Raw genomic sequence first — 23364 nt, 5'->3', positions numbered from 1 at the left:
TGCGGCGGGAGCAGGTTCAACCATCCTCAAGGCATGGCGGTTGGCAAGCCCCGCTCTGGTTCGCTGTCCTCCCATTGCCTCGGGAGGGTGGCCTGGGACGGGCGATGGGTCTTGATCTGCGGCGACATCTCGCGGAGGCCACCGAGGGCGGCCCGTCGACCCACGAGGCGGTGCGCCGGTTCGTAGTCGGGATCGCGACGGCCGGTGCATGGGTCCGCGCGTGGCGTCGGACGGGCAGCGTCGAACCCGGTCAGAGGGCCATCCGATCTGCGCCAACGTCGACGGGGACGAGGCCTTCGTCGTGGCGCCCGCGGAGCGGCTCGCGGACGACGCGACCAAGGCGCCGTGTCGGACATGGCGCCAGCGCTGGCTTGGACGTGAGGTCTAGTGCAACCTGGGTCTCCTCAGACCCAGATAAGATGCTCTAGCTCCTTGATTAAGCGCGGTCTTTTTGGGGTTAGGTGGTTCCACCTCACCCCAAACCGCTCTAGCGGGATGATCGTCCGTCATTGCCGCCGCACGGTCGCTCCGGACGGCTCACACGGCTTTAAGCCTTACGGCTGTGTCGCGGTGCGGCGCTGACGCAACGTCCGCTTGGTCGCCCCATTGACACGCGGAGCCGGACGAGGTCGCCCGCGGTCGCGGGCGTTCCTTGCGCCGACATGCAGCGTTCGTGACCGCCGTGGCGCTGCCGGTCAACTGCGGGCGTTCCGCCTTCCATGAGCGACCGCTCCCCGTCGACCCGAACCGCGGTCTTTTGGTGCGACCGACCTGCGCTCGCCTGCCTCAGGCGAACGAGCGGACCAGCGAGCCAACGATGAGGTTCCAGCCGTCGATTAGGACGAAGAACAGGACCTTGAACGGCAGCCCGATGACGGTGGGCGGCATCATCATCATGCCCATGGACATGATGAGCGTCGCCACGATGAGGTCGATGACGAGGAACGGAAGGAGGATCAGGAAGCCGATCTCGAAGCCGCGCCTCAGCTCGGAGATCATGAACGCCGGCACGAGCATGCGCAGCTCGGTGGCCTCCTCGGCGGTCACCTCGACGCCGGCAAGTTCGGCGAACAGCTCGAGGTCGCGCGGGCGCACGTGTTCCAGCATGAACTCGCGGAAGGGCTCGGTGACGCGCGCGTAGGCCTCCTCCTCGGTGATCTCGTTCTGCGTCAGCGGCTTGATGCCGTCCTGCCAGGCCCGGTCGAACACCGGCCCCATGACGTAGAACGTCATGAAGAGCGCCAGCGAGATGACGACGATGTTGGCCGGCGTCGTCTGAAGACCGAGCCCCGTGCGCAGGAACGACAGCGCGACGATCATCCGCGTGAAGCTCGTCACCATGATGAGGAGGCCCGGCGCGAGGGACAGCACGGTGATCAGCGCGACGAACTGTACGATGCGCCCCGAGGCGGATCCCGCGCCGTCCGGCAGCAGCGCGGACAGGTCGAGCTCCTGGGCGGCGGCCGCGCCTGCGAGGAGGACGAGGGGCAGCGCCGCGGCCGCGCTGACGAGGTGCCGTGTGGAGGAGCGGAACGTCATGTTCGGCTGGGGTCCTTACTGCAGGATCATCGTTTCGATGAGGAGCTCGCTCACGGTGCCGCCGGAGGCCACCTTGGCGCGCTCGTTGAGGTCGTCACGCAGGTAGTTGAACGCGGACGCGCCAGTGAGCTCGCCCACGGAGACCGTGCGCAGGAACGCGACCATCGAGTTCGCCAGCGTCGCCTTCATGCGCTCGACGTCGTCGACGGCGTCGACATCGAACACCATGGCGGTGTCGAGGCGGATGCGCGCGCCCCGCGGGGCGGCAAGGTTGACGATCACCGGGTTGAGCCGGGCGACGGTGGTCGACGTGTCCCAGGCGAGGGCATTTTCGGTGGCGACCGGCGCCTCGTTGGCACGCTTGGTTGCGATGGTGGCGATGCGATCGGCCTGGAGCACGCCGAGGCCCGCTCCCGCGGCGCCGCCGAGCAGCGTGACCGCGGCGAGCGCAATCACGGTCGCCACCATGCCGCCCTTCTCCCCGACGACCGTCGCGGCCTCTGCGTCCGCGGCCATCAGAACGGCACCACCCTGTCGTAGAGCTGCTGTCCCCAGTTCGGCGACTGGACCTCGCTCTGGCGACCGCGGCCGCCGTACGAGACGCGCGCCTCGGCGATGCGGGCGTAGTCCACATCGTTGTTGCGGGTGACGTCGAGCGGGTTGACGATGCCCGCGACCCTGAGGACGCGCACCTCGTCGTTGACCCGGATCTCCTGGCTGCCTGCAATCACGAGGTTGCCGTTGGGCAGAACCTCGATGACGAGCGCGGCGACCCGCAGCGACAGGCGCTCGGAACGGTCGATGGCACCGGTGCCACGGTAGCGCGAGGACGAGCCGACGGAGCCGTCCGCCTCGGCCTCCGCCGCGCCCTCCGGGCCATCGAACCCGCGCCCACGGGCGAAGATGTTGAAGTCGAGGGCGGCATCGGAGCGGCGCTCGCGTTCCGACTCGTTCTCGAACTCGGCGCGCTCGTCGAGCTGAATGACGATGGTGACCGTGTCCCCGACGTTGCCGGCGCGCACGTCGGTGAGGAGCTCACGCGAGCGGCGGCCGTAGAGTGAGCTCGGGTCGTTCGCCAGGTGGACGTCGACGGTCGCGGGCAACGCGGTTCTGTGGACGCTCAGTCCGTCGCCGATGGGCGAAAGGGGCGGCTCGACGAGCGGCAGCGTGCCGACGCACCCGGCGAGCGCCAGCCCCGGGGCGGTCGCGACGATAAGCGAGCGGATGCGGGTCACGAGGAGGTCCCTTCTTGGGCCCGACCACGAGACAGGCCGGCCATGATGGCGGCGATCCGCGCCGCGGTGTCGGTCTCCATCTCGTTGAGGATGGCGCTCGCGGTCCGCGGCGCGACCTTGGCGATGACGGCGGCCGCCTGCAGCTCGTTCATCGCCGCCAGCTGCTCGGAGGCCGCGTCAGGGCGCATCCCGGCGTAGATCGCGACGAGGTTCTCCTCCGCGAGGGTGAGAAACTCCTGCCGGCGCGTCAGCCAGTCCTCGTATTCCTTGCGCTTCTCCTCGAGCGCGGCGAGGCGCTCGCCCACGAGGCGCTCAGCCTCCTCGAGGCGGGCGAGCTTCTTGACGTAGCGCGCGTCCGCCGCCTCGTCGGCAAGGTTGGTGCAGTAGGCTGCCGCGGTCGACGCAGCGTCCTGCGCTGCGGCTGGCGAGGAAGTGAGCGCCGCGGACGGCGCGATCATGAGCGCGGCCAGGGCCGCTCGTCGAAGGCTTACGGTCATTGCACGATGAGCTCTGCTTGGAGGGCGCCTGCGGTCTTGATGGTCTCGAGGATCGCGATGATGTCCGTCGGCTTCAGGCCGATGCGGTTGAGCCCGTGCACCAGTGTCTGAAGGTCCGTGCCACGCACCACGGCGAGCTGGCCCCCGTCCTCCTCGGCGGCAACGAAGGTGTTGGGCTCAACCACGGTTGCGCCGAGGGAGAACGGATCGGGCTGGACGGCCACGGGGTTCTCCTCGACACGCAACGTCAAGTTGCCATGGGACAGCGCCACGGTCGAGACCGTAACGTTCTGGCCGATGACGACCGTGCCGGTGCGCTGGTCGACCACCACGCGGGCGGGGGCGTCCGCGGTGATCGCGAGCTGACCGATTTCGGCCAGGAAGCGCGTGGCGCCGACCTTCTGCGGCTTGTGGAGGACGACGGTGCGCAGGTCCCGCTCAGCGGCGATGCGTGCGCCCCAGCGCCGCTCGGTGTACGCGTTGATCGCGTCGGCGATGAGCGCGGCGGTGCGATAGTCCGGGTTGTTCAGCTCAAGGACCAGCGTGTCGAGCCCCTCGAGCGAGCCGGGGACACGGCGCTCGACGAGCGCGCCGTTGGCGATCCGTCCAGCAGTGGCGACCCCCTGGGTGAGGCGGGCCGCCTCGCCCTCGACGTTGAAGCCGGAGACCGCGACCGGTCCCTGCGCCACGGCATACACTTCCCCATCGCCCCCCGTCAGCGGGGTGACGACGAGCGTGCCGCCACGTAGGGACGTGGCGTCGCCGATGGAGCCCAGCGAGACGTCGATGCGCGAGCCGACGCCGACGAAGGGTGGCAGCGTCGCCGTGACGGTGACGGCGGCGACGTTCTGCGCGCGCAGGGGCACGCCGCGCACCGCAACCCCCATGCGATCGAGCATCGACTTCAGCGCCTGCTCGGTGAAGGGCGCGTTGCGCAGCGTGTCGCCGGTGCCTTGCAGGCCGATCACCAGCCCGTAGCCGATGAGCTGGTTGTCGCGCACCCCCTGGACGGTGGTGATGTCCTTGATGCGCGCGCTGCTGCGCGCCTCACTTGGCATGCCGGTGGCGAGGGCGAACGCGAGGACGACAGCCCCGATCGAGGCAAGACCGGCGGGCGTCCTCATGGAGCGCTGACCTCGATCGCGCCGTCCATGGCGACGATGCCCGACACCGTGCGGTCGGAATCGACGTTGCGCGCCCGCACCAGGTCGCCGACGCCGCCGTCGGATTGGGGCAGGACCGTCGCCGTGATGGTGAGGGTGCCCATGCGAAAGCGTGCCTCCGTCGGCCTGCCGCGGTGCACCAGCTTCGCGGCGCGGAAGGCGCTCGCCGGGATCGGCTTGCCGGCCGGCAAGGTGCGACGGGCCTCCCTGCCGATGGCGCGCGCCGGGTCGGTCAGGACGCTGAGCGGTCGGTTCGGATCGAAGTAGAAGTGCCTCTCCGTCAGCATGTCCGCCGACACGACCTCGCCCTGCTCGATGGTGAACGCGGGCACCGGCAGGAGCCCGCCAGCGTTGGCGCCCTCGGCGCCTCGCGCCTCGCCGACAAGCGTGGCGGCAAGGATGGCGAGCGCCGTCGCCGCTGCCGCGCGGGGCAACACCGACTTGGGCGACGGCGTCGCGGCAAGGGTGCGTGCCCGCGCCATCATCGGATGCCCTTGGCGACGGTGGAGGCCATGTCGTCGGCCGCTTGGATGACCTTTGAGTTCATCTCGTAGGCGCGCTGCGCGGAGATGAGCTCGGTGATCTCCTTGACCGCGTCGACGTTGGAGGCCTCGAGGTAGCCCTGTTGGATGCTGCCGCGGCCCTCCAGCGACGGGAAGCCGGTGGCGGCCTGGCCGGACGCCGCGGTCTCGCGGAACAGGTTGTCGCCGAGCGCCTCGAGGCCGGCGTCGTTGGCGAAGGTCGCGAGGCTGATCTGGCCGAGGAGCTGCGGCTCAACCTCGTTGGCAAGGCGCGCGAAGATCTCGCCGGACTGGTTGATCGCAACCTCGACCGCGTCCTGTGGGACGTTGAGGCCAGGCTCGACGAGGTACCCGTCGAGGGTGACGATCTCGCCGTTCGGACCGAGGTTGAAGGCACCGGACCGGGTGTAGAGCGTCTCGCCCTCCGGCCCGGAGACCTGGAACCAGCCGTCGCCGTTGATGGCAAGGTCGAGCGGGTTGCTGGTGCCCTTCAGCGAGCCTTGCTCGTGCAGGTTCCTCACGGCGATGGTGCGGACGCCGAGCCCGATGCGCGTGCCCTCCGGCACGGGGAGCTCGCCGCCGCGGTTCGGCACGCCCTGGGCGCGGTCCGTCTGGTAGATGAGGTCGGCGAACTCGGCACGGGCGCGCTTGAAGCCCGTCGTGTTGATGTTCGCCACGTTGTTGGCGATCACCTCGAGGTTGGTCTGCTGCGCGCTCATGCCGGTGGCGGCGATGGCGAGGGCCTTCATGGGGCGCTCCTTCAAGATGCTGCGGGTCGGGCCGGGGGGCCTGCGTCGGGCGCCCCGTCGGACGGGTGACGGCGGGCCTAGATCTGCATCCTCGCGATCTCCTGGTAGGCGGCGACCACGCGGTCGCGCACCGCCACGGCCGCGCGCAGCTGCTGCTCGGCGGTCATCATGGCGCGCACCACGTTCTGCACCGAGGTGTCGCCGTTGATGCCGCTGATCGCGGCTGCCTCGCCGGCCTGCATCGCGTTGCGCGCGTTCACCGCGACCTTCTCGAACATGGCCGCGAAGTTGTCCGTCGCGGGGCCGCCGGCCATCGCGCCGACGCCTGCGGCTCGCGTCGTGGCAGCCCCGCCGACGGGAGTGACGTTCATCATGATCCGCTCCTCAGAAGGTCGATGGTCATCGAAATCATCGAGCGGGCACGCTTCATCATCTGCAGGTTCGCCTCGTAGGAGAGGTTGGCCTCGCGCATGTCCGCCATCTCGGTCAGCAGGTTCACGTTCGCCCGCTTGACGTTGCCGTCGGCGTCCGCCGCGGGGTGCTGGGGGTCGTGACGGAGCACGAAGGGCGCGTCGTCGACGGACGTCGCCTTCACGCGGACCGACAGCGCGCCGACCTCGCGGTCGAGTTCGGCGCCGAACACGACGGTCTTACGCTGGTAGGGATCGGCGCCGGGGGTCGACCCGGTGGACTGGGCGTTCGCGATGTTCTGCGACACGATGCGCAGGCGATGGGACTGGGCCTCGAGCCCGGCGCCCGCGAGGCGGGACACCATGGCGAGGGGATCGGCGCCGCCGCTCATCGGAAGCTCACCGAGTGCAGGAGCATGCGGTGGAAGGCTCCGAGCACGGACAGTGACATCTGGTGCCCGCGCGCGGTCTCGTCGGCCTTCATGAGCTGCTCGTCGAGGGAGACGTCGTTGCCGGAATGCGTCATGTCCCAGCCGTCGCGGCGGGAGACGTCGCCTGCGGACAGCTCGAGGGGCGTGAGGGTCAGGTGCTCGGCGCGCGTCGCCACCATCTGGAGGCGCGACTTGTGCGGCTCGGAGACGAACGCCTCGATGTCGCGTGCGCGGTAGCCCGGCGTGTTGGCGTTCGCGACGTTGCCGGCGATGGCCGCCTGGCGCGTCGCCGACCAGTCGGCGCGGCGTGTGGCGAGTTCCATAACGTGCAGCGGCGAACTGGCCGCCGAGGGGGCAGGGGTGGCTCCGACGATCATCGGGATCGCTCTCTCCGTTCGTCCTCGAACGGGGGCACGATACGGATAACGGCTTGTGCGGGGCTGTCGGCGGACTAGCTGCTATGCGCCGCTTGGTCTGCGGGCGATGCTGCAGGCCCGCTGGGCTCCGTCGCGTCACGATGAGACGCCATGCCATCTTGCGCGCAGTGGTCACGAACGCTGCGTCGCCGGTGACGAGCCCGCTGGCGATCGCCTCTTCGAGGAGGATCGCGGTCTGCCGCGGTTTGTCGGGTCGCTCACGCCGGTCCGCGCGAGTCCGCGTCAGCCGCTCGCGCCGCTGCGCCTTGAACCCGACGTCGCGCACGGCAACATCTTTGCCGTTCTCGCTGACGGCGTTGACGAAGGGGCAGCCACGAAAGTTGCCCCGAGCCATCGCGCGCTCGATCCGGTCGAAGTCGTTGAGGATCATTTCGAGGGGCGGGGTGTCCGGCGCCTCGTCCATCGAACCTCTCGCCGAGAGAGGCGAGCACCAGCGCGTCCTTGGACGGGAAGTGGTTGTAGAGTGTTCGCTTGCTGATGCCGAATCGTGTCGACCCCGGTTGCAAGGATGCGCGACCGTAGAACAGCCGACCGGCCGTCGTCAGGATGCGCTGATCACCGAAGAGGGGCGTATGCGAGAGTCCGCTTGCCGGGGACGGTCCTGATCATCGCCGCCGCTGCGACGATCCTTTCCCTTGCGATGGGCATCCGGCAGAGCCTAGGCATCATCATGGTGCCGGTCTCGATCGACATCGGCATGTCGATTGCGCAGTTCACGTTTGCGATCGCGGCGCAGAACCTCATCTGGGGCCTGACCCAGCCGTTCGTCGGCGCACTGAGTGTTCGCACGGGGTTCCGCCCAATCCTGATCGTTGGGGGCGTCCTGTACATCGGCGGTCTCGTCCTGCTGGCGCTGGCCGACGGTCGCTGGGCGGTGATGCTTGGCGCTGGCGGGATGATCGGCGTCGCGATGTCCTGCGCGGGTCCGGCCATCGCGATGGCGATCACGGCGAAGGTGGTATCCCCGGCGCAGCGCAGCCTCGCGCTCGGGATCGTCTCGGCGGCGGGCTCGGTCGGTGCCATGGTCGCCGCGCCGATCGGACAGTTCCTCGCGGCGGAGCACGGGTGGAGGCTCGGGGTCGTGGGCTTCCTGTGCCTCGCGGTGCTGATGATCCCGGCAGCTTGGCTTGCAGGGCGTTCGGACCGCGTCGCCGTGCCGTCCGGCGCGGCGGGGTTCGCGGGATCCGCGGGGGACGCGCTGCGTCTCGCCTCGCGCGAGCCCTCCTTCGTGATCATGGCGTGCGCCTACTTCGTCTGCGGCATGCAGCTCGTCTTCATCACCACGCATCTGCCGGCCTACCTCCAGCTTTGCGGCATGGATCCGATGCTGAGCGCCTCTGCCCTCGGCACCATCGGCGCGTTCAACGTCCTCGGCAGCCTGTTCTTCGGCTGGGCAGGAGGTCGGTTCAACAAGCTGGCGCTGCTCGCGGGCATCTACATCCTGCGCTCGTTCGTCCTGACGTGGTACTTTACGCTGCCGCCGACACCGGGCTCCACGATCCTGTTTGCCGGCGCCATGGGCTTCCTTTGGCTCGGCGTATCGCCGCTGGTCGCGGGGGCAGTGGTCGACATGTTCGGCCTTCGCTGGCAGGCGATGCTGCAGGGCGTCGCGTTCTTCGGTCATCAGCTCGGCAGCTTCGTCGGCGCCTTTGGTGGCGGACTCGTGTTCACCGCGTCGGGGTCGTACGACCTCGCCTGGCGGATCGGCGTCGCAGTCGGCCTCTTCGCCGGCGTCGTGCAGCTCGCTGGCGCGATCGTCCGCCCGTCGGAGCGCCTCGCCACCGGATGATCCGGACCTCGAGCGAGGCCTCAGGGTGCGGGTTAGCCGGGCTTCGCTGCGTCGGCGTCCTTCGAGTAGATGAAGTAAAGCACCTGTGCGACGGCGCGGTAGAAGTCTTCAGGGATGAACCGGTCGACCTCGACCGCGTAGTACAGCGCGCGCGCCAGCGGCGGATCCTCGACCACAGGAACGTCGTTGTTGGCGGCGATCTCGCGGATCTTCAGTGCGACGGCGTCGGCCCCCTTGGCGACGAGCCGGGGTGCGCCGCCGGCGCCGCGCTCGTAGGCGAGCGCCACCGCGAAGTGCGTCGGGTTGGCGATGACCACGGTCGCCTGGGGCACCGCGGTCAGCATGCGGCGGCGCGAGCGGTCCTTCTGCGCCGACCGGAGGCGCGCCTTGAGGATCGGATCGCCCTCGGACTGCTTGAGCTCGTCCTTCAGCTCGCGCCGCGTCATCCTGAGGTCGCGGCGCCACTTGATGCGCGTCCAAGCAAGGTCCGCAGCAACGAGGATGATGGTTGCGGCGCAGATCGCGGACAGCAGGCGCACGGCGATCGCAAGGATCTGACCCGGGAGGTGCGTCGGGTCGACGAACACCGCTCGAACCACCGTCGGCACCTCGCCACGCAGCAGCAAGACGGCAATGGCGCCGATCACGGCGCACTTGAACAGCGCGCGGAGGAACTCGGCCAACCCCTGACTCCCGAACATGCGTTTTGCGCCCGCGCCGATGGAGATGCGCTCCAGCTTCGGTCGGATCCGCTCGCCGACGATGCGGGGCGAAGCCTGCGCGAAGGCAGCAGCGACGCCGAACACGGCGAGGAGGGCGACGATGGGCAGGGTGAAGACTGCTGCGGCGACGTAGAGCTGGCGCAGGACCGCGCTGACGTCCGCCCCGTCGGTGAGGTCGACCGCGGCCGCGTTGTCGAGGACGCGGGCCAACGTGCCGACGAGTTCGGCGACCTGCGAAGAGGCGAACAGCCCAAGCACGACGAGGAAGCCGAGGAGCGAGGCGAAGGCCGGCGCCTCGCGCGAGAACGGGGTTTGGCCCTTGGCGAGGGCGTCCTCGATCTTCTTCGGAGTTGCCTCCTCGGTGCGCTCGGAGCTGTCCGGCTTGTCCGACATGGGTCAGTCCTTGTCCGAACTCATCCTCGCGCGCACCTGCCCGGCAGCCGCGCGCACTACTGGACGAGGGTGTCGTCGTCGCCGGTCGTGAGGTCGATCTCGCCGCGCTGGCCCATGGCGAGGGCGAGGTCGGTGATCCTGCGCCGTGCCTCGTTGACCTCTCGCTGGGTCGCAGGCTCGCCGGCCTCGAGCTCCTGCTCAACCATGCGGCGCGTGCGCCCGGCGAGGCAGGACAGGACTTGGCCGCGGAACTTTCCGTCCGTGCCCTTCAGCGCGAGGACGAGCTCGCCGTTGTCCACCGCGTCGAACAGCGTCGTCAGCGCCTTGGGACCGAGCTTCACGATGTCGTCGAACGTGAACAGCAGCGAGCGCAGGATCTCGGCCGACTTCGGATGGGTGTTCGCCAAACCGTCGAGCACGCCCTCCATCTGCTCGCGCTCCATCTTGTTGATGATGTCGGCCATGCGCGCGTGGCTGTCGCCCCCGCGGGCGAGGGAGAGGTTCACCATGAAGTCCTCGTGGAGCGCCTTCTCGACGAGCTGCAACCCGTCGTCGACGACCGCCTTGGTCGACAGCATCCGCCGAGCGACCGAATCGCGCACGTTCTTCGGGAACTCACCCATCACCCGGGCGGCCGTCTGCGGGTGCAGCTTGGACAGGATGAGCGCAGCGGTTTGCGGATGTTCGTTGAGCAGGTAGGGCGTCAGCGACGCCTCTGAGATGGTGCTGACCCTGTCCCAGATCGACTGGTTCGCGCGACCCTCCATCTCGGCGATGATGTCGGAGATCTGATCCGGTGGCAGGATGCCCGCGAGCATCTTCTGCACCGTCGCGCTGTCGCCGACGAGGTGGGTGCCAAGGCCAAACTGCTCGAGGAACTCCTCGACGAGATCCTCGATCTGCTGCACGGACACCGGCCGCAGCTCGGCCATCGCGTGGGTCACCTTGCGCAACTCGGAGGGGTCAAAGTGCTTCATGATCTCGCCCGCCGCCCCTTGACCCATGGTCATGAGCACGGTCGCGACCTTCTCGACGCCGGTGAGCGGCCTCGTGTGGAGGACAGGTGCGCTTGCCACGATCAGCCCTCGCCGGCCGCCGGGCCGACGATCTCGGTCAGCGAGACCCCGAAGCGGGACGAGTCGTCGTCGACGACGACGACCTCACCACGAGCGATGATGCGTCCGTTCACCACGATGTCGACCGGCTCGCCGACGCGGTGATCGAGGGCCACCACCTGGCCACGGCCGAGCTTCATGAGGTTGGCGACGGGCATCGTCGCCGAGCCTAGCACCACCTGCAAGTTGACCGGGATGCGCAGGATGGTGTCGATGGAAGGCTCACCCGGCCCTTCGTTGCGGCTGGCCGTGGGACGCGTGGCCTTGCCGTTGCTCTCGCCGTCAGACATCGTTGTCCTCGTCTTGCTCAGGTTTATGGGACGGACCCGTCATCGGGCCCTTGGCATCGTTCGCCTCCGACGTCCTTGCGACGGCGGACGTTGGTGAGGTCAGTCTGTCCGCCGCGCGGGCGGACCCGGATCGATGGCGCCCGCCTTCAACCTGTGGACGGTCGCTCGCGGCAGCCCTCGGCGAAGGGAGCGCCTGTCCGTCGCCTAGCTGCCGGTGGTTGGCTCTGGACCTCGTCCGACCGGTTGAACGACGATCAGGCGGTGCGGGCAGCGGTTGCGAGGTCGCTCCAGGTGAGCGCGGTCGCCTTCGCCAGCTGCCGTCCGGCGAGCGCGGCCGCGGCAAGGCCGTCCCCAAGGCAGCCGTCTTCTAGGTCGTCCGCTCGGCTCTTGTTGGGGCCGACGAGCACCGTGGCGGAGCCCACGGGCAGCGACGAGAGGGCGTCCGGGGCCAACGGGCGTGACGCCGCGGCGGTTGGCCCGCTCGCGATGTTGAGGCCCGGCCCGACGCGTTCGGCGGCTTGACGGACCGCCGGGAAGGCCCCCAGCGTCGCGTGCGAGGGCGGGACGGGGGTCGACGCGGTGAGCACATGCGCACCTCGCTCCTTCGCAGCTGCGATGCGAGCCCGAGCCGCATCACGGATGCGCTCGGCGGCCGACGGTGCTCGAGGCTCCTCAGCGGTGAGGGGCTTGCTCGGGGCAAGGCTCGCTTGCGCCACCGGCTCCTTCACCGCCGTCGGCTGCAACTGCGCCTCTGCGACCGGCGACGGCATGGCCTCGTCAGTTGCGGCAGGCCGTCGGGGCGGGCTCGGCCGATCGCTGCCGTGCTCCACGATGTCGACGAACGCTGCCCGCGTACGCTCGGTGGCGTCCTCGATCTCGTTCAACACGAGGCGCGCCTCGTTCATGCGTCCGGCGAGGGTCACGGCTAGGCCGCCCCCCTCATCATGGAGGCCGGCGATCGCGGCGCGGGCCTTGTCGAGGGCGTCGGCCGAGCGAGCGAACTCGCGCGCGGCCTCGCCCTGCAACGCGTCGAAGCGCCGAAGCCTGCGGTACATCAGAAGCACCGCCGCGGACGTGCCGGCGAGCGCAGCGAGGAGGACCATGTCAATGATTGAGGAGATCACCCAAAAACTCCTGTTCGGGGTCGAACACGTCGTCGATGCGTAGCTTGTAGAGCCCGTCCGCCTGGCCGAGCTGGCACCAGAAGAGAGGCTGCGCGTTCGCCTCCAGCTTGATGGGGGTCTTCGGCGTCACGGACAGCGGCAGGACCATGCCCGGCGCGAGCGCCGCGACCTCGCCGAGCGTGATCTGCTGCTCGGCGAGGATGGCGCGCAGCTTGACGTCGGCGCGCGTCACGCCGGCCTTCATCTGCCGCACCCATTCGGGATCGCGCGTGCCAGGCTCGCTCGCAGCCGAGGAGCCGAGCGCGCGACGGACCATCTGTAGGCCGGCGTAGGGCAGGATGATGAACATCTCACCTCCCCGATTGATGGCCTGCACCAGGAACTTCGCGGCCGCGGCCTGCGCCGTGCGCCGTCCGATGACGGCGAAGTGCATGCGCGTCTCGAGCCGCGCCACACGGAAGGTCGCCTTGGTGACCACGGCGAAGGACTGCGTCAGGATCTGGCCGATCATCTCGGCGAGCTTCGCGCAGACCTTCATCTCGATGTTGGAGAACGTTCGTCCGTCCTCCTCGGGCGCTTCGTTGCCGTCGGCCCCGAACATCACCTCGACGATCGTGAAGATGAAGTCGCGGTCGAAGCCGATGACGACCTCGCTGTCCCACTCAGGGACCTCGAGGATCGCGGTGACCGCGTTCGCCTCGTAGGGTTCGAGGATCTCGCCCATGCGCCCCTGCTCCACGTGGCTCATGGAGAAGTAGCACGGCGAGGCGGCGATCGCTCGCATCTGCTCGGCGCAGGCGTTGGCGACGCGGTCGAAGATGACCGGCAGCATCGGCAGCCGATCGATCTGCAGGCCGGCGGCGTCGAGCAGCCGGTCCGACACGGCGGTGGTGACGTTGCTTGCCATGGCGTCAGGCCGCCTTGTCCGTGACACGCCGCTTGGCGGCGTCGACGCCGGTCCGCTTGGCGGCGTCGTCGTTGGCGCTGCTGCCGCCAAGGGCCTCTGCCTCCACCTCGTCGATGGTCGGCCGGTAGTCCGCCTCGATCGTCTTGCGGCCATGCTCGAGCGCGATCTGCGGCATGGCACCATTGATGTAGGCGAGAAGCGCCTGCTTGGTGATCAGGAACGGCTTCATCTGCTTCTCGCGGACCGTCTTGATCTTCGTCGACATGGGCGAGAAGAACGCGTAGGACGACAAGATGCCGATGAAGGTTCCGACGAGCGCCGCGGCGATCAGGCCGCCGAGGATCTCCGGCGACTGGTCGATGGCGCCCATCGCCTTGACGATGCCGAGGACGGCGGCGACGATGCCGATCGCCGGCAGGGCGTCGGCGATCTCCGACAGCGAGGCCGCCGGCTTCTGCTTCTCCTTGCGGATCGTCGCGATCTCCTGATCCATCAGGCTTTCGATCTCGAAGCCGCGGGCGTTGCCGATGAGGATCAGGCGAACGTAGTCGCAGATGAAGTTCAGGAGGAGTTGGTCCTTCAGGATCGTCGGGAACTTCTTGAAGAGTTCCGACTCCTGCGGGTTGTCGACGTGCGCCTCGACCTCGTTGCGCGGCTTGGCCTTCAGATCGCGCATCAGCGCGAACAGGACGCCGAGGAGCTCCAGCAGGTCCTTGCGCTTGGGCTCCCTGTTGAGTGCGCCGTCCATGATGGCGCCGGCGGTCTTCTTCGCCATCTTGATGGGATTGGCGACCATGAAGATGCCGATGGCGAGGCCGAAGATGATCACGAACTCGAACGGCTGCCAGATGACGCTGGGCTTGCCCCCCATCGCCATGAAGCCACCGAGCATCGAGCCGAGCCCGATGACAAGACCCAATATGACAGCCAAGAGCTCATCTCCCGTTGAGGCGGTGCGCTGCCGATAGAGCGCGCACAACCTTGCCCCAGGCTGTCGGCATAGGAGCTTTCGTGTGATCGCGAGGGGGCGCTGGGATGTGCAAAGCCCCGCGCAAGCGGACGGGACCATGGTGCTCGGGCGCCACGGGCAAGCGAACGAAAGGAGGCACGCGGCGCCCCACACAGGAGATGAACGATGTCCGTCGCAGTGAGCTACAAGTTGATCTCGTCGAACATCGAGCGCTCGCTCGCCATCACGGCGAGCCGCGGCCCGGTGAAGCTCGAGAGCGCGCATTACCTTAAGAACCGCGAGACCATCTCGTCCATCGACGAGTTCCTCGCCGACACCCGCCTGTTCAAGACCGCGATGATCGCGTTCGGGCTCGAGGACATGGCCTTCGCCAAGGGCTACATGCGCCGCATCCTCGAGGAGGGCATGGGCGATCCCACCTCCCTCGGCAACCGCACCACCGATCCCCGCATCAAGGAGTTCGCTCGGGCCTTCGACTTCGCCCGGTTCGGCGCTGACACGATGACGCGCACGGCCACCGGCCAGGCCGTCGTCGACCGCTTCGTGCGCCAGACGATGGAGTTGGACGCCGGGGCGAACGACGGCGAGGGCGTGCGTCTCGCCCTCTACTTCGAGCGCATGGCGCCGTCGATCGCCTCACCCTACGACATCCTCGCCGACAAGGCGCTTTCGCAGGTCGTGCGCACGACGCTCGGCCTGCCGAAGGAGTTCGCCGCGGCCGACATCGATCGTCAGGCGGCGGTCATCGAGGCGCGCGTCGACCTCCAGGAGTTCTCCGACGCCGACGCCCTGCGCCGCTTCCTCGCAAGGTTCACCGCCATGTGGGACGCGACCGAAGGCGTCGGCCGCGACCCGATCCTCAACCTCTTCGCCGTCGGGGGGGCGACGCGCCAAACCGTGTCATTGGACCTTGCCCTGTCCCTTCAGGCCCTGCGTCTGGGAGGTGCCTAAGTGGCATCAGATCTCTACGTCTCGCTGTCCGGTCAGATGGCCATGGAGGCCCGGTTGGCGACGCTGGCGAACAACGTCGCCAACATGCGCACCGGCGGTTTCCGTGCCGAGACGGTGAAATTCGACACCGTCATGTCGGACTACAACGCGGCCCGGGTGAACTTTGCCGCCGTCGGCGCCACGCACATCGAGCGGACGGCCGGAGCGGTGGAGCGCACCGGCAATGCGCTCGACGTCGCTGTCGTCGGCGACGGCTGGTTCGGCGTGCAGACGCCCGAGGGCGTCGCCTACACCCGGGACGGTCGCTTCACGGTCAGCCCCGAAGGCGACCTCACGACGCTGACGGGGCACGGCGTCATCGACGAGGGCGGCGCGCCGATCCAGGTCGCAGCCGCCGGCGGTCCGATCGCCATCGGCGCCGACGGGACGATGCGCCAGGATGGGCGCAACGTCGGCGTGCTCGGCCTCTTCACCCTCGGTGCGGATGCGCGTCTGACGCGCTACGGCGACGCCGCCTTCCGGTCCGACGCGCCAGGCGAACCGGTCGTCGATCGCGTGACCAACGGCGTGCGCCAAGGCTATCGGGAGGGCTCCAACGTGAACCCGATCAAGGCCATCACCGAACTCATTGAGATCCAACGCGCGTTCGACAGCGCAACGCGCGTCGTCGGTGATCGTGAAGAGGCCTTGTCGCGCGCCGTGCGTACCCTTGGCGCCGAGTAAGTCTGAGCGTTCCAAGGCTCGTTCCGGGCTGTCCGCCTGCATCTAACTCGCCGTCGCCGATCGAGGGCTTGCTCGCGTCCGCGGGACGGTCCGGGCACGGCAACCCCGTCCGGTGTGAGGTCGAGCGGCCTTGTTTCGGGGCAGTCGCTTGCCATCGAGGGCCCGAGCCCCGGCTGCGCGTCCGGTATGGACGCTCCGTCGATCGTCGGCTCGCCCGACATGTACCCTGGGTTCGCGCGCGCCGTCCACGGGAGGCGCGCGTGGCGGCGGCCTCGAGCCCCGCGTCGTGTCGGGCGCGTACCCGCGTCCGACGAGCGCGAACCGCGGCCCCGTCCGGGGACGGCTTTTGGGGGGAGGGGATGACCATGCCCAGCTTGGAACGGCTCGCCGACGTCGTCTCGGCGCACACGGCGCCGGCGGTAAGGCTGTCGGGTGTGGTCGCTGGAGCGACGGCGTCGGAGCGCCGTGTTCGCGGGCTTTCAGACCACGCCGCGCTCGGCGACCAGCTCCTCATCGAGCATCGCGACGGGACGGCGCGAGCGGAGGTCGTGCGGATCGACCGCGAGTACGTGGTGGCGGCCCCCTACGAGCGTCGCTCCTGCGCCTTCCTGGGTGCTCGCGCAACGCTCGATGGGGGAGTGGCGCTGCGCCCATCGCAGGGCTGGCTCGGCCGGGTGGTCGATGCGCTGGGCCGCCCCATCGACGACCGAGGCATCTTGCCCGCCGGAGCGGTGCGGGGAGTGGACCGCGATCCGCCGCGTCCCCTCTCGAGGGTGCCGCTGACCAGGGCGCTCCGCACCGGCGTGATCGCCGTCGACATCTTTGCGCCGCTCGTCGAGGGGCAGCGCGTCGGCGTGTTCGCAGGTTCGGGCGTCGGCAAGTCGACGCTCATCGGCATGATCGCAGCGGCGTCGAGCTTCGATGTGGTGGTTGCTGCCCTCGTTGGCGAACGCGGCCGCGAAGTTGCGGAGATGCTGTCGGGGCCGCTCGCCGCGCACCGCGATCGTACGGTGACCGTGGTCGCCACCGGCGATGAGACGCCGATGATGCGGCGTCTGGCGCCGCTCACCGCGATGACGATCGCCGAGCACTTCCGCGACGCCGGACGGCGCGTCCTCCTCATTGTGGACAGCCTGACGCGCTTCGCGCACGCGGCTCGCGACGTCGCGCTCGCCGCGGGTGAGCCCGCGGTCTCGCGCGGCTACCCTCCGTCCGTGTTCTCCGACATGACGCGCCTGGTCGAGCGCGCGGGTCGTGCCGATGGCGCCGGATCCGTGACCGCGGTCCTTTCTGTCCTCGTGGACGGGGACGACCTCGACGAGCCCGTGGCCGACGCCGCCCGAGGGACGCTCGATGGACACATCGTGCTGTCGCGCGCCATCGCGGAGGCGGGGCGCTACCCGTCCCTCGATCCGCTGGCATCCCTGTCACGCCTCGCCGACCGCGCGTTCCGCCCCGACGAGCTGGAGCTCGCTAGGCGCCTGAAGTCGCTCATCGCCCGCTACGAGGACACGCGCGACCTGCGCCTGCTCGGCGGCGGCAAGCCGGGGTCGGATCCCGACCTCGACCGCGCGGTGGAGATCGTCCCGCGGCTCTACGATGCGATGGCGCAGCCCCCGACGGCGCCGAAGTCGGAGGACGCCTTCGCCGAGCTTGCGGCGCTCCTCGCGGCGCGCGGTGCAGGCGGCAGCTCGGCGAACGACAGGGCCGCAACCTCAGCCTGACACAAGCAGACGCGTGCAAAACAGAATGCGTGTGCCCCGGACGGCTCGCCCGTCCACAGCGCGGCGGCTCAGCACCGACCGCGTCCATCCAGGAAGACGCCCAGAGAAGGGAAGTCCATGAGCCTCTACAACATCCTGCGCACTGGCGTTTCCGGGATGGAAGCCCAGTCCTACAAGCTCGCCACCGTCGCCGACAACATCGCGAATGCCAACACCGTCGGCTACAAGCGGGCTGACACCGCGTTCTCCTCGCTGATCCTCGAGGCCGGCCCCGGCGAGTACTCGTCGGGAGCAGTCGCTGCCAACGTGCACTACGAGGTGTCGCGGCAGGGCGCCCTGTCCTACACGCTGTCGAAGACCGACCTTGCGGTGCAGGGCGACGGCTTCTTCGTGGTCGAGGACAGGAACGGCGGCCACTTCCTGACCCGTGCCGGCTCGTTCGTCGTCGACGGGCAGTCGGGCAACCTGGTCAACGCCGGCGGCTTCGCCCTCCTCGGCTTCCCGTCCGTCGACGGCCAGAAGCCGGTGATCACGCTGAACGACACCGCCGGCCTCGAGCCGGTCAACCTCGACTACATGAACATGCGCGCGACCCCGTCCACCTCGGGCGTCTACCGCGCCAACCTCGACGAGTCCTCCCCGGTCGTCGACAACTCCGGCACGCCCGGCGTAACCTCCACACCCGGCAGCAACGGCGGCGACACCAACGGCGATCCGGTCGACGTGTCGTTCACCGTCAAGAGTTCCGTCATCGCGTACGACGACCTCGGCCGCGAGAAGACCCTCGACGTCTACTGGACCAAGATCCAGGACTACGACCCCATCGCTGGCACCGATCCGAGGTGGGAGGTCGTGGTCTACGACCAGTCGACCCGCAACCCGGCGTTCGAGAGCGACTTCCCGTACTCCCTGCCGAACCCGCCGCTCGGTCAGCCCCAGGCGAGCGAGGCGTGGCTCGCCAAGGCTGAGGTCACCTTCGATCCGACCAACGGTTCGATCATGCAGATCACCACGTTCGACCAGAACGGCGGCCCGTCGACGACCTCGCCGGTGGATCTTGCCAACCCGTCCGAGCAGGCGATGCTGTCCATCGCACTGCCGGACGCCGAGGATCTGCTTGAGCTCAACATCACCGGCACGACGCAGCTCGCGGCGGAGTTCGAGCCCCTCGAGGTGGCGATCAACGGCAACGCGCCGGCGACGGTCCAGGACGTCACGGTGTCGGCGGACGGTCGCGTGTTCGCGCTCTACGAGGACGGCTCGGAGGTCGAGTTCTATCGCCTGCCGCTCGCCAACGTCCCCTCCCCGGACCAGATGGAGCCGCTCCCCGGCAACGTCTACCGGGTGACGCCGGAGTCGGGCGACCTGCGCGTGGCGCTGCCCAACGACGCGGGCAACGGCTCGCTCGTGGTGGGCGCCATCGAGCAGTCCAACGTCGACCTCGCGTCCGAGCTCACCGACATGATCATCGCCCAGCGCGCCTACACCGCGAACTCGAAGAGCTTCCAGGCCGGCAACGAGCTCCTGGAAGTCCTCATGAACCTCAAGCGCTAAGGGCCCGTCATGAGCCTCGACGTTGCGGCCAACGTTGCGCGGCAGGCGCTGATCGCCTCGCAGCAACAGATCGCCCTGTCGGGCCGCAACATCGCGGCCGCGGGCGACCCCACCCGCTCGCGTGCCATCGCCACGCTGGTCACCACACTCGACGGCGGCGTCCACGTCGCCAGCGTGCGGCGCGCGGAGGACTCGGCGCTCTACACGCGCATGATCGCGGCCACCAGCGCGACGGCGGGGGCAGACGTGGTGCTCGCGCACCTCGCCGTGCTCGCCGACACGGTCGGAGACCCCGAGGATGGCGTCTCGCCGGCGGCGCGCATCGGCAACCTCCAGGCTGCCCTCGCCGACTACGCGAACGCCCCCGACGATCCGCTGTTCGGCCAGACCGTCGTGGAGCGCGCCCGTGACCTTTCCGACGCCCTGAACCGCGCCGCGAGCGAGCTCAACCTCCTGCGCGAGCGCGCCGACCGCGAGATGGCCGATGGGGTGGCCGAGGTGAACCGTCTCCTCGGCGACTTCGACGAGGCGAACCAGGCGGTGCGCAAGAGGGTCGCGGCCGGCGAGGATCCGACGCTGTGGCAGGATCGCCGCGACGCCATCGTCGCCGAGATGTCGATCCACCTCGGTGTGTCCACGCTCCAGCGGGACGGCGGCGACGTCGCCCTGTTCACCGACGGCGGCATCACCCTGTTCGACCAGACCGCGCGCGAGGTCTCCTTCAGCAGAACGTCGGTCTACACCGCCGACACGATGGGCGGGACCGTCCTCGTCGACGGCATGCCGGTGACCGGTGCGGACGCGCCGATGCCGTCGCGCTCGGGGGCCATCGTCGGCCACGCGCGTGTCCGCGACGACATCGCTCCCACCTACCGCCGGCAGCTGGACGAGATCGCCCGCGTGCTTGTGGACACGTTCGAGGACGGCACCGGCAGCCTGTTCACCTCCGGCGGGGCGCCCGACCACGCCGGGACCATCAAGGTCGCGGCGGGGGTCGATCCGGCCCAGGGCGGCTCCGTGGAGAACCTGCGCGACGGATCGGGCAACACGAACGGCTACGCCGCGTACCCGGACAGGCTGCTGCAGCTCGGCCGCGACCTCGATGCCATCGTCTCGTGGGACATCGAGGCGGAGCTTTCCGGCGCGTCGACGCTGCGCGACTTCGCCTCAGGGTCGGTGGGCTGGCTCGAGAAGGTCCGCGCGTCCGCGAGCGACGTCGCTGCCAAGGAGCGGGCCATCCTGTCCGGCGCCTCCGACGCCCTGTCGCGGGCGAGCGGCGTCAACATGGACGACGAGTACGCCCAGCAGCTCGCCATCGAGCGCAGCTTCGCCGCCTCCGCCCGCCTTCTCTCCATCATCGATGAGATGTTCGACAGCCTCCTGAGGATCGCCTGATGCACGCGAGCTACATCTCCACGGCGGCGCTGCGCGACGCGCCCCGGTCGCAGATCACCCGACTGCAGACCGAGCTCACCGACCGTACGAAGGAGGTGGCCACGCAACGTCACGCCGACGTCGGCCTGGCGCTTGGCTCGGCGACCGGCCACACCGTCTCGAGCCGCATCGACCTCGCGCTCGTCGAGACGCTCATCACGTCGAACGCCTCCGCCGCGGCGCGGTTGTCGATGACGCAGTCCGCGCTCGCCGACCTTGAGACCGTCGCCTCGGAGATGATGTCCGCGTTGGTCGCGCTGCCACCGGGGAACGCATCGGCGAGGACTTTGACGATCCAGGCGCAGTCCTCGCTCGACCGCTTCGCGGATCGGCTGAATGCGTCCGACGGCGGCTCCTACCTCTTCGGCGGCCAGCGCACGCAACAGCCTCCCATGCGGCGCTTCGACGACGGCGCACGCACCTCCATCGATCTCCAGTTCCAGGCGAAGTTTGGCATGTCCGCCTACGACCCGGCCGTCGCCACCATCGACCCCTCCGACATGCGCGACTTCCTGCAGAACGAGTTTGCCGGTGAGTTCGATCTGACCGGGTGGGACATCGCGTGGTCGTCGGCCTCCTCCGGGAACATGCAAAGCCGCATCGCGCCGTCCGAATGGCTCGAGACTGGCACGAACGCCAACGAACAGGCCATCCGCACGCTCGCCCAAGGGTTCTCGATGGTCGCAGCGCTCAACCTCTCCGGCCTGAGTGAATCGGTCCGCGAGGTCGTCGTCGAGGAGGCACGCCTCGTCGTCGGCCGCGCGATCACCGAGGTCGTCGCCTTGAAGGCCAAGCTCGGCTTCGCGGAGAACGCGGTGGACAAGGCCGACAGCCGGCTGCGCCTGTCGCGCGACATCCTGACGACGAAGATCGCCGAGCTCGAGGGTGCGGATCCGGTCGAGGCCAAGGTGCGCATCGACCTCCTCACCACGCAACTAGAGATGAGCTACGCGCTGACCAATCAACTTTCGAGGCTGTCGATCCTCAACTACGCATAGGGAGTTCAACTTGACAGCAAGCATGTATGCCGACGTGCACCAGGGCAGCAGCACGGTCGGACGCGAGGAGGAGCGCGAGGCCTTCGACATGGCGATCGCGCTGATGAACGCGGCCCACGCTTCACCCTGCGACGGTCGGCAAAGCCGGAATGCAGCACGACACGTCCAGCTCCTGTGGGGCTACCTGATCAAGGACCTCACGCACCCCGGCAACGACCTCTCCGACGAGCTGAAGGCGAACCTCATCTCCATCGGGCTGTGGGTCATGCGCGAGGCGGACGCCATCATCGCCGGCCGCCGCAGCGACTGGTCGCCGCTCATCGACATCAACGCAACCGTGCGCGAAGGACTGTCACGATGACCAACCCGATCCGACGCTCCGCCAAGGCCGGTGAGGCGCTGCGCGACGGCCCGCGGCCCATGCACATCTCGCTGCGGGCCGGCGAGCGGCTGTTCCTCAACGGCGCAGTCCTCAAGGTCGACCGCAAGGTCACGCTCGAGCTCCTCAACGACGCGACGTTCCTCCTGGAGAACCACGTCCTCCAGGTGGAGGACACGAAAACGCCCATCCGCCAGCTCTACTTCGTGGTCCAGGCCATGCTCATGGATCCGGCGAACGCGCCGGCGAGCCGAGCCCTGTTCGAGGCGATGGCGGTGGACCTTGCGACGGTCTTCCGCTCGCAGTTCCTTCGCGATGGGATCCAGGAGGCGATGCGTCAGGTCAGCGCGGAGCGTCCGTTCCACGCGTTGAGGACCCTGCGCGGCCTGTTCGCGGAGGAGGCCGAGCTCATGGGCGTCGGGCCCGACGCGGAGCGCCCGGTGCCCGCCCGCGGGACCCGGCCGAAGCGGGGCCAGGCGCCCGGCGTCGGCGAGGCGGGCCGTACGGACGTCCCGCCGGACGCCATCGAGCCCGTGTTGCTGGCAAGGGGCGAGGAGCACGCCCGTTCAGCCCCCATCAGCCGGCTCCAGTAGCCCATCCCACCTCGTACGGAGCGCACCATGACCTCCATCGCCGCGGTCGGCCCGACCGACACCCGTCCCTCCTCTGGCGTCGTCGCGCCCGGCACCACGCCGACCCTCGACTACGACGCCTTCCTGAAGCTTCTGGTGACGCAGATGCAGAACCAGGACCCGCTCGAGCCGATGAGCGACACCGAGTACATCGCCCAGCTGGCCACGTTCTCCAACGTCGAGCAGAACATCCTGACCAACAAGAAGCTCGAGGCGATGATGACGGCGAACGCCCTCGGCGACGCCGGCAGCCTCATCGGACGCACGGTCACAACCGCGGACGGCGCGTCCGGTACGGTGGAGAAGGTGCAGATCACCGCGAACGGAAGCCAGGCGATCCTCACCGACGGCCGCGTGCTGCCGTTCGGCGACGGCATGACGGTCGGCTGAGGCGATGAGCGAAGTCGACGCCATCGATCTCGTGCAAAGCGCGATCTTCACCGTCCTGGTCGCCTCGGCTCCCGCCGTCGTCGCCGCCATGGTCGTCGGGGTGACGATCTCGCTGATCCAGGCGCTGACGCAGGTCCAGGAGATGACGCTGACCTTCATCCCGAAGATCATCGCGATCCTCGTCGTCTCGGCGGTGTCAGCGACCTTCATGGGGGCGCACATCTACGCCATGACCGAGGAGGTCTACGGCAGGATCGCGACCGGCTTCTGACGAGGGGGACGCGGCC

At 69.0% G+C, this 23364-nt stretch carries 28 protein-coding genes; 11 read left to right on the top strand and 17 right to left on the bottom strand.

Annotated features, from left to right (window positions below; translation table 11 throughout):
- Nucleotides 1-786 precede the first annotated feature (786 nt).
- The 11 genes from fliP to ACOOE8_RS17750 form a co-directional block, all read right to left on the bottom strand.
- The gene (fliP, locus tag ACOOE8_RS17800) at nucleotides 787-1539 is read right to left on the bottom strand and encodes a flagellar type III secretion system pore protein FliP (RefSeq protein WP_420392739.1); all 753 of its coding nucleotides are present in this window, start codon (nucleotides 1537-1539) and stop codon (nucleotides 787-789) included.
- 15 nt (nucleotides 1540-1554) lie between these two features.
- Nucleotides 1555-2055, bottom strand: a complete 501-nt coding sequence (locus ACOOE8_RS17795; protein WP_420392738.1) for a flagellar basal body-associated FliL family protein — start codon at nucleotides 2053-2055, stop codon at nucleotides 1555-1557.
- Nucleotides 2055-2774, bottom strand: coding sequence for a flagellar basal body L-ring protein FlgH (locus ACOOE8_RS17790; RefSeq protein ID WP_420392737.1), 720 nt, complete (start codon nucleotides 2772-2774; stop codon nucleotides 2055-2057). Before ACOOE8_RS17790 ends, ACOOE8_RS17795 begins: the two co-directional genes overlap by 1 nt.
- On the bottom strand, nucleotides 2771-3232 hold the full coding sequence (locus ACOOE8_RS17785; RefSeq protein ID WP_420392736.1) for a MotE family protein: 462 nt from the start codon (nucleotides 3230-3232) through the stop codon (nucleotides 2771-2773). Before ACOOE8_RS17785 ends, ACOOE8_RS17790 begins: the two co-directional genes overlap by 4 nt.
- 35 nt (nucleotides 3233-3267) lie before the next feature.
- Nucleotides 3268-4395, bottom strand: coding sequence for a flagellar basal body P-ring protein FlgI (flgI, locus tag ACOOE8_RS17780; protein ID WP_420392735.1), 1128 nt, complete (start codon nucleotides 4393-4395; stop codon nucleotides 3268-3270).
- On the bottom strand, nucleotides 4392-4919 hold the full coding sequence (gene flgA / locus ACOOE8_RS17775) for a flagellar basal body P-ring formation chaperone FlgA (RefSeq protein WP_420392734.1): 528 nt from the start codon (nucleotides 4917-4919) through the stop codon (nucleotides 4392-4394). Before flgA ends, flgI begins: the two co-directional genes overlap by 4 nt.
- Complete coding sequence (gene flgG / locus ACOOE8_RS17770; RefSeq protein ID WP_420392733.1) at nucleotides 4916-5704, bottom strand: flagellar basal-body rod protein FlgG; 789 nt, start codon at nucleotides 5702-5704, stop codon at nucleotides 4916-4918. Before flgG ends, flgA begins: the two co-directional genes overlap by 4 nt.
- Before the next feature lie 77 nt (nucleotides 5705-5781).
- The gene (locus ACOOE8_RS17765) at nucleotides 5782-6078 is read right to left on the bottom strand and encodes a flagellar hook-basal body complex protein FliE (RefSeq protein WP_420392732.1); all 297 of its coding nucleotides are present in this window, start codon (nucleotides 6076-6078) and stop codon (nucleotides 5782-5784) included.
- The gene (flgC, locus tag ACOOE8_RS17760; RefSeq protein ID WP_420392731.1) at nucleotides 6075-6506 is read right to left on the bottom strand and encodes a flagellar basal body rod protein FlgC; all 432 of its coding nucleotides are present in this window, start codon (nucleotides 6504-6506) and stop codon (nucleotides 6075-6077) included. Before flgC ends, ACOOE8_RS17765 begins: the two co-directional genes overlap by 4 nt.
- Entirely contained in the window at nucleotides 6503-6868 is a 366-nt protein-coding gene (locus tag ACOOE8_RS17755; RefSeq protein WP_420392730.1) for a flagellar basal body protein, read from the bottom strand. Before ACOOE8_RS17755 ends, flgC begins: the two co-directional genes overlap by 4 nt.
- Before the next feature lie 311 nt (nucleotides 6869-7179).
- Entirely contained in the window at nucleotides 7180-7488 is a 309-nt protein-coding gene (locus ACOOE8_RS17750) for a TetR/AcrR family transcriptional regulator (RefSeq protein ID WP_420392729.1), read from the bottom strand.
- On the opposite strand from ACOOE8_RS17750, the gene ACOOE8_RS17745 reads away from it, so the two are divergent.
- Nucleotides 7470-8771: an MFS transporter gene (locus ACOOE8_RS17745; protein ID WP_420392728.1), complete on the top strand. Its 1302-nt coding sequence runs from the start codon at nucleotides 7470-7472 to the stop codon at nucleotides 8769-8771. The two genes, ACOOE8_RS17750 and ACOOE8_RS17745, sit on opposite strands and share 19 nt — an antisense overlap.
- Before the next feature lie 32 nt (nucleotides 8772-8803).
- Here the strand turns inward: ACOOE8_RS17745 and flhB are convergent, their stop codons facing one another.
- The 6 genes from flhB to motA form a co-directional block, all read right to left on the bottom strand.
- Entirely contained in the window at nucleotides 8804-9886 is a 1083-nt protein-coding gene (gene flhB / locus ACOOE8_RS17740) for a flagellar biosynthesis protein FlhB (protein WP_420392727.1), read from the bottom strand.
- A 56-nt stretch (nucleotides 9887-9942) separates the two neighbouring features.
- A complete protein-coding gene (locus ACOOE8_RS17735) occupies nucleotides 9943-10962 on the bottom strand; it encodes a flagellar motor switch protein FliG (RefSeq protein ID WP_420392726.1) in 1020 nt (339 codons plus the stop codon).
- Between the two features lie 2 nt (nucleotides 10963-10964).
- Nucleotides 10965-11291, bottom strand: coding sequence for a flagellar motor switch protein FliN (fliN, locus tag ACOOE8_RS17730; protein ID WP_420392725.1), 327 nt, complete (start codon nucleotides 11289-11291; stop codon nucleotides 10965-10967).
- Between the two features lie 254 nt (nucleotides 11292-11545).
- Nucleotides 11546-12415 carry a hypothetical protein gene (locus tag ACOOE8_RS17725; protein WP_420392724.1) on the bottom strand — a complete coding sequence of 290 codons (870 nt, stop codon included), beginning with the start codon at nucleotides 12413-12415 and terminating at the stop codon, nucleotides 11546-11548.
- Nucleotides 12396-13322, bottom strand: a complete 927-nt coding sequence (locus tag ACOOE8_RS17720) for a flagellar motor switch protein FliM (protein ID WP_420392723.1) — start codon at nucleotides 13320-13322, stop codon at nucleotides 12396-12398. Before ACOOE8_RS17720 ends, ACOOE8_RS17725 begins: the two co-directional genes overlap by 20 nt.
- 4 nt (nucleotides 13323-13326) lie before the next feature.
- Nucleotides 13327-14253 (bottom strand): flagellar motor stator protein MotA, encoded by a 927-nt coding sequence (gene motA, locus ACOOE8_RS17715; RefSeq protein WP_420392722.1) that lies wholly within the window; start codon nucleotides 14251-14253, stop codon nucleotides 13327-13329.
- A 204-nt stretch (nucleotides 14254-14457) separates the two neighbouring features.
- Between motA and ACOOE8_RS17710 the strand changes: the two genes are divergently transcribed.
- The 10 genes from ACOOE8_RS17710 (at nucleotide 14458) to ACOOE8_RS17665 (ending at nucleotide 23348) form a co-directional block, all read left to right on the top strand.
- On the top strand, nucleotides 14458-15243 hold the full coding sequence (locus ACOOE8_RS17710) for a DUF1217 domain-containing protein (protein ID WP_420392721.1): 786 nt from the start codon (nucleotides 14458-14460) through the stop codon (nucleotides 15241-15243).
- The gene (flgF, locus tag ACOOE8_RS17705) at nucleotides 15244-15966 is read left to right on the top strand and encodes a flagellar basal-body rod protein FlgF (RefSeq protein WP_420392720.1); all 723 of its coding nucleotides are present in this window, start codon (nucleotides 15244-15246) and stop codon (nucleotides 15964-15966) included.
- Nucleotides 15967-16325: 359 nt separating this feature from the next.
- A complete protein-coding gene (locus ACOOE8_RS17700) occupies nucleotides 16326-17690 on the top strand; it encodes a FliI/YscN family ATPase (protein WP_420392719.1) in 1365 nt (454 codons plus the stop codon).
- A gap of 117 nt (nucleotides 17691-17807) precedes the next feature.
- On the top strand, nucleotides 17808-19244 hold the full coding sequence (locus ACOOE8_RS17695) for a flagellar hook protein FlgE (RefSeq protein WP_420392718.1): 1437 nt from the start codon (nucleotides 17808-17810) through the stop codon (nucleotides 19242-19244).
- Nucleotides 19245-19253: 9 nt separating this feature from the next.
- Nucleotides 19254-20639: a flagellar hook-associated protein FlgK gene (gene flgK, locus ACOOE8_RS17690; protein WP_420392717.1), complete on the top strand. Its 1386-nt coding sequence runs from the start codon at nucleotides 19254-19256 to the stop codon at nucleotides 20637-20639.
- A complete protein-coding gene (locus ACOOE8_RS17685; protein WP_420392716.1) occupies nucleotides 20639-21676 on the top strand; it encodes a flagellar hook-associated family protein in 1038 nt (345 codons plus the stop codon). Before flgK ends, ACOOE8_RS17685 begins: the two co-directional genes overlap by 1 nt.
- A gap of 10 nt (nucleotides 21677-21686) precedes the next feature.
- Nucleotides 21687-22037, top strand: a complete 351-nt coding sequence (gene flaF, locus ACOOE8_RS17680) for a flagellar biosynthesis regulator FlaF (RefSeq protein WP_420392715.1) — start codon at nucleotides 21687-21689, stop codon at nucleotides 22035-22037.
- Nucleotides 22034-22648 carry a flagellar biosynthesis repressor FlbT gene (gene flbT, locus ACOOE8_RS17675; protein WP_420392714.1) on the top strand — a complete coding sequence of 205 codons (615 nt, stop codon included), beginning with the start codon at nucleotides 22034-22036 and terminating at the stop codon, nucleotides 22646-22648. Before flaF ends, flbT begins: the two co-directional genes overlap by 4 nt.
- A gap of 27 nt (nucleotides 22649-22675) precedes the next feature.
- Complete coding sequence (gene flgD / locus ACOOE8_RS17670) at nucleotides 22676-23077, top strand: flagellar hook assembly protein FlgD (protein WP_420392713.1); 402 nt, start codon at nucleotides 22676-22678, stop codon at nucleotides 23075-23077.
- Nucleotides 23078-23081: 4 nt separating this feature from the next.
- The gene (locus ACOOE8_RS17665; RefSeq protein WP_420392712.1) at nucleotides 23082-23348 is read left to right on the top strand and encodes a flagellar biosynthetic protein FliQ; all 267 of its coding nucleotides are present in this window, start codon (nucleotides 23082-23084) and stop codon (nucleotides 23346-23348) included.
- Nucleotides 23349-23364: the final 16 nt, after the last annotated feature.

The organism is Acuticoccus sp., from assembly GCF_965213555.1.
Taxonomy (GTDB): Bacteria; Pseudomonadota; Alphaproteobacteria; order Rhizobiales; family Amorphaceae; genus Acuticoccus.
The sequence above is the reverse complement of the archived record's forward strand: the minus strand, read 5'-3'. Positions and strand labels throughout refer to the sequence as shown.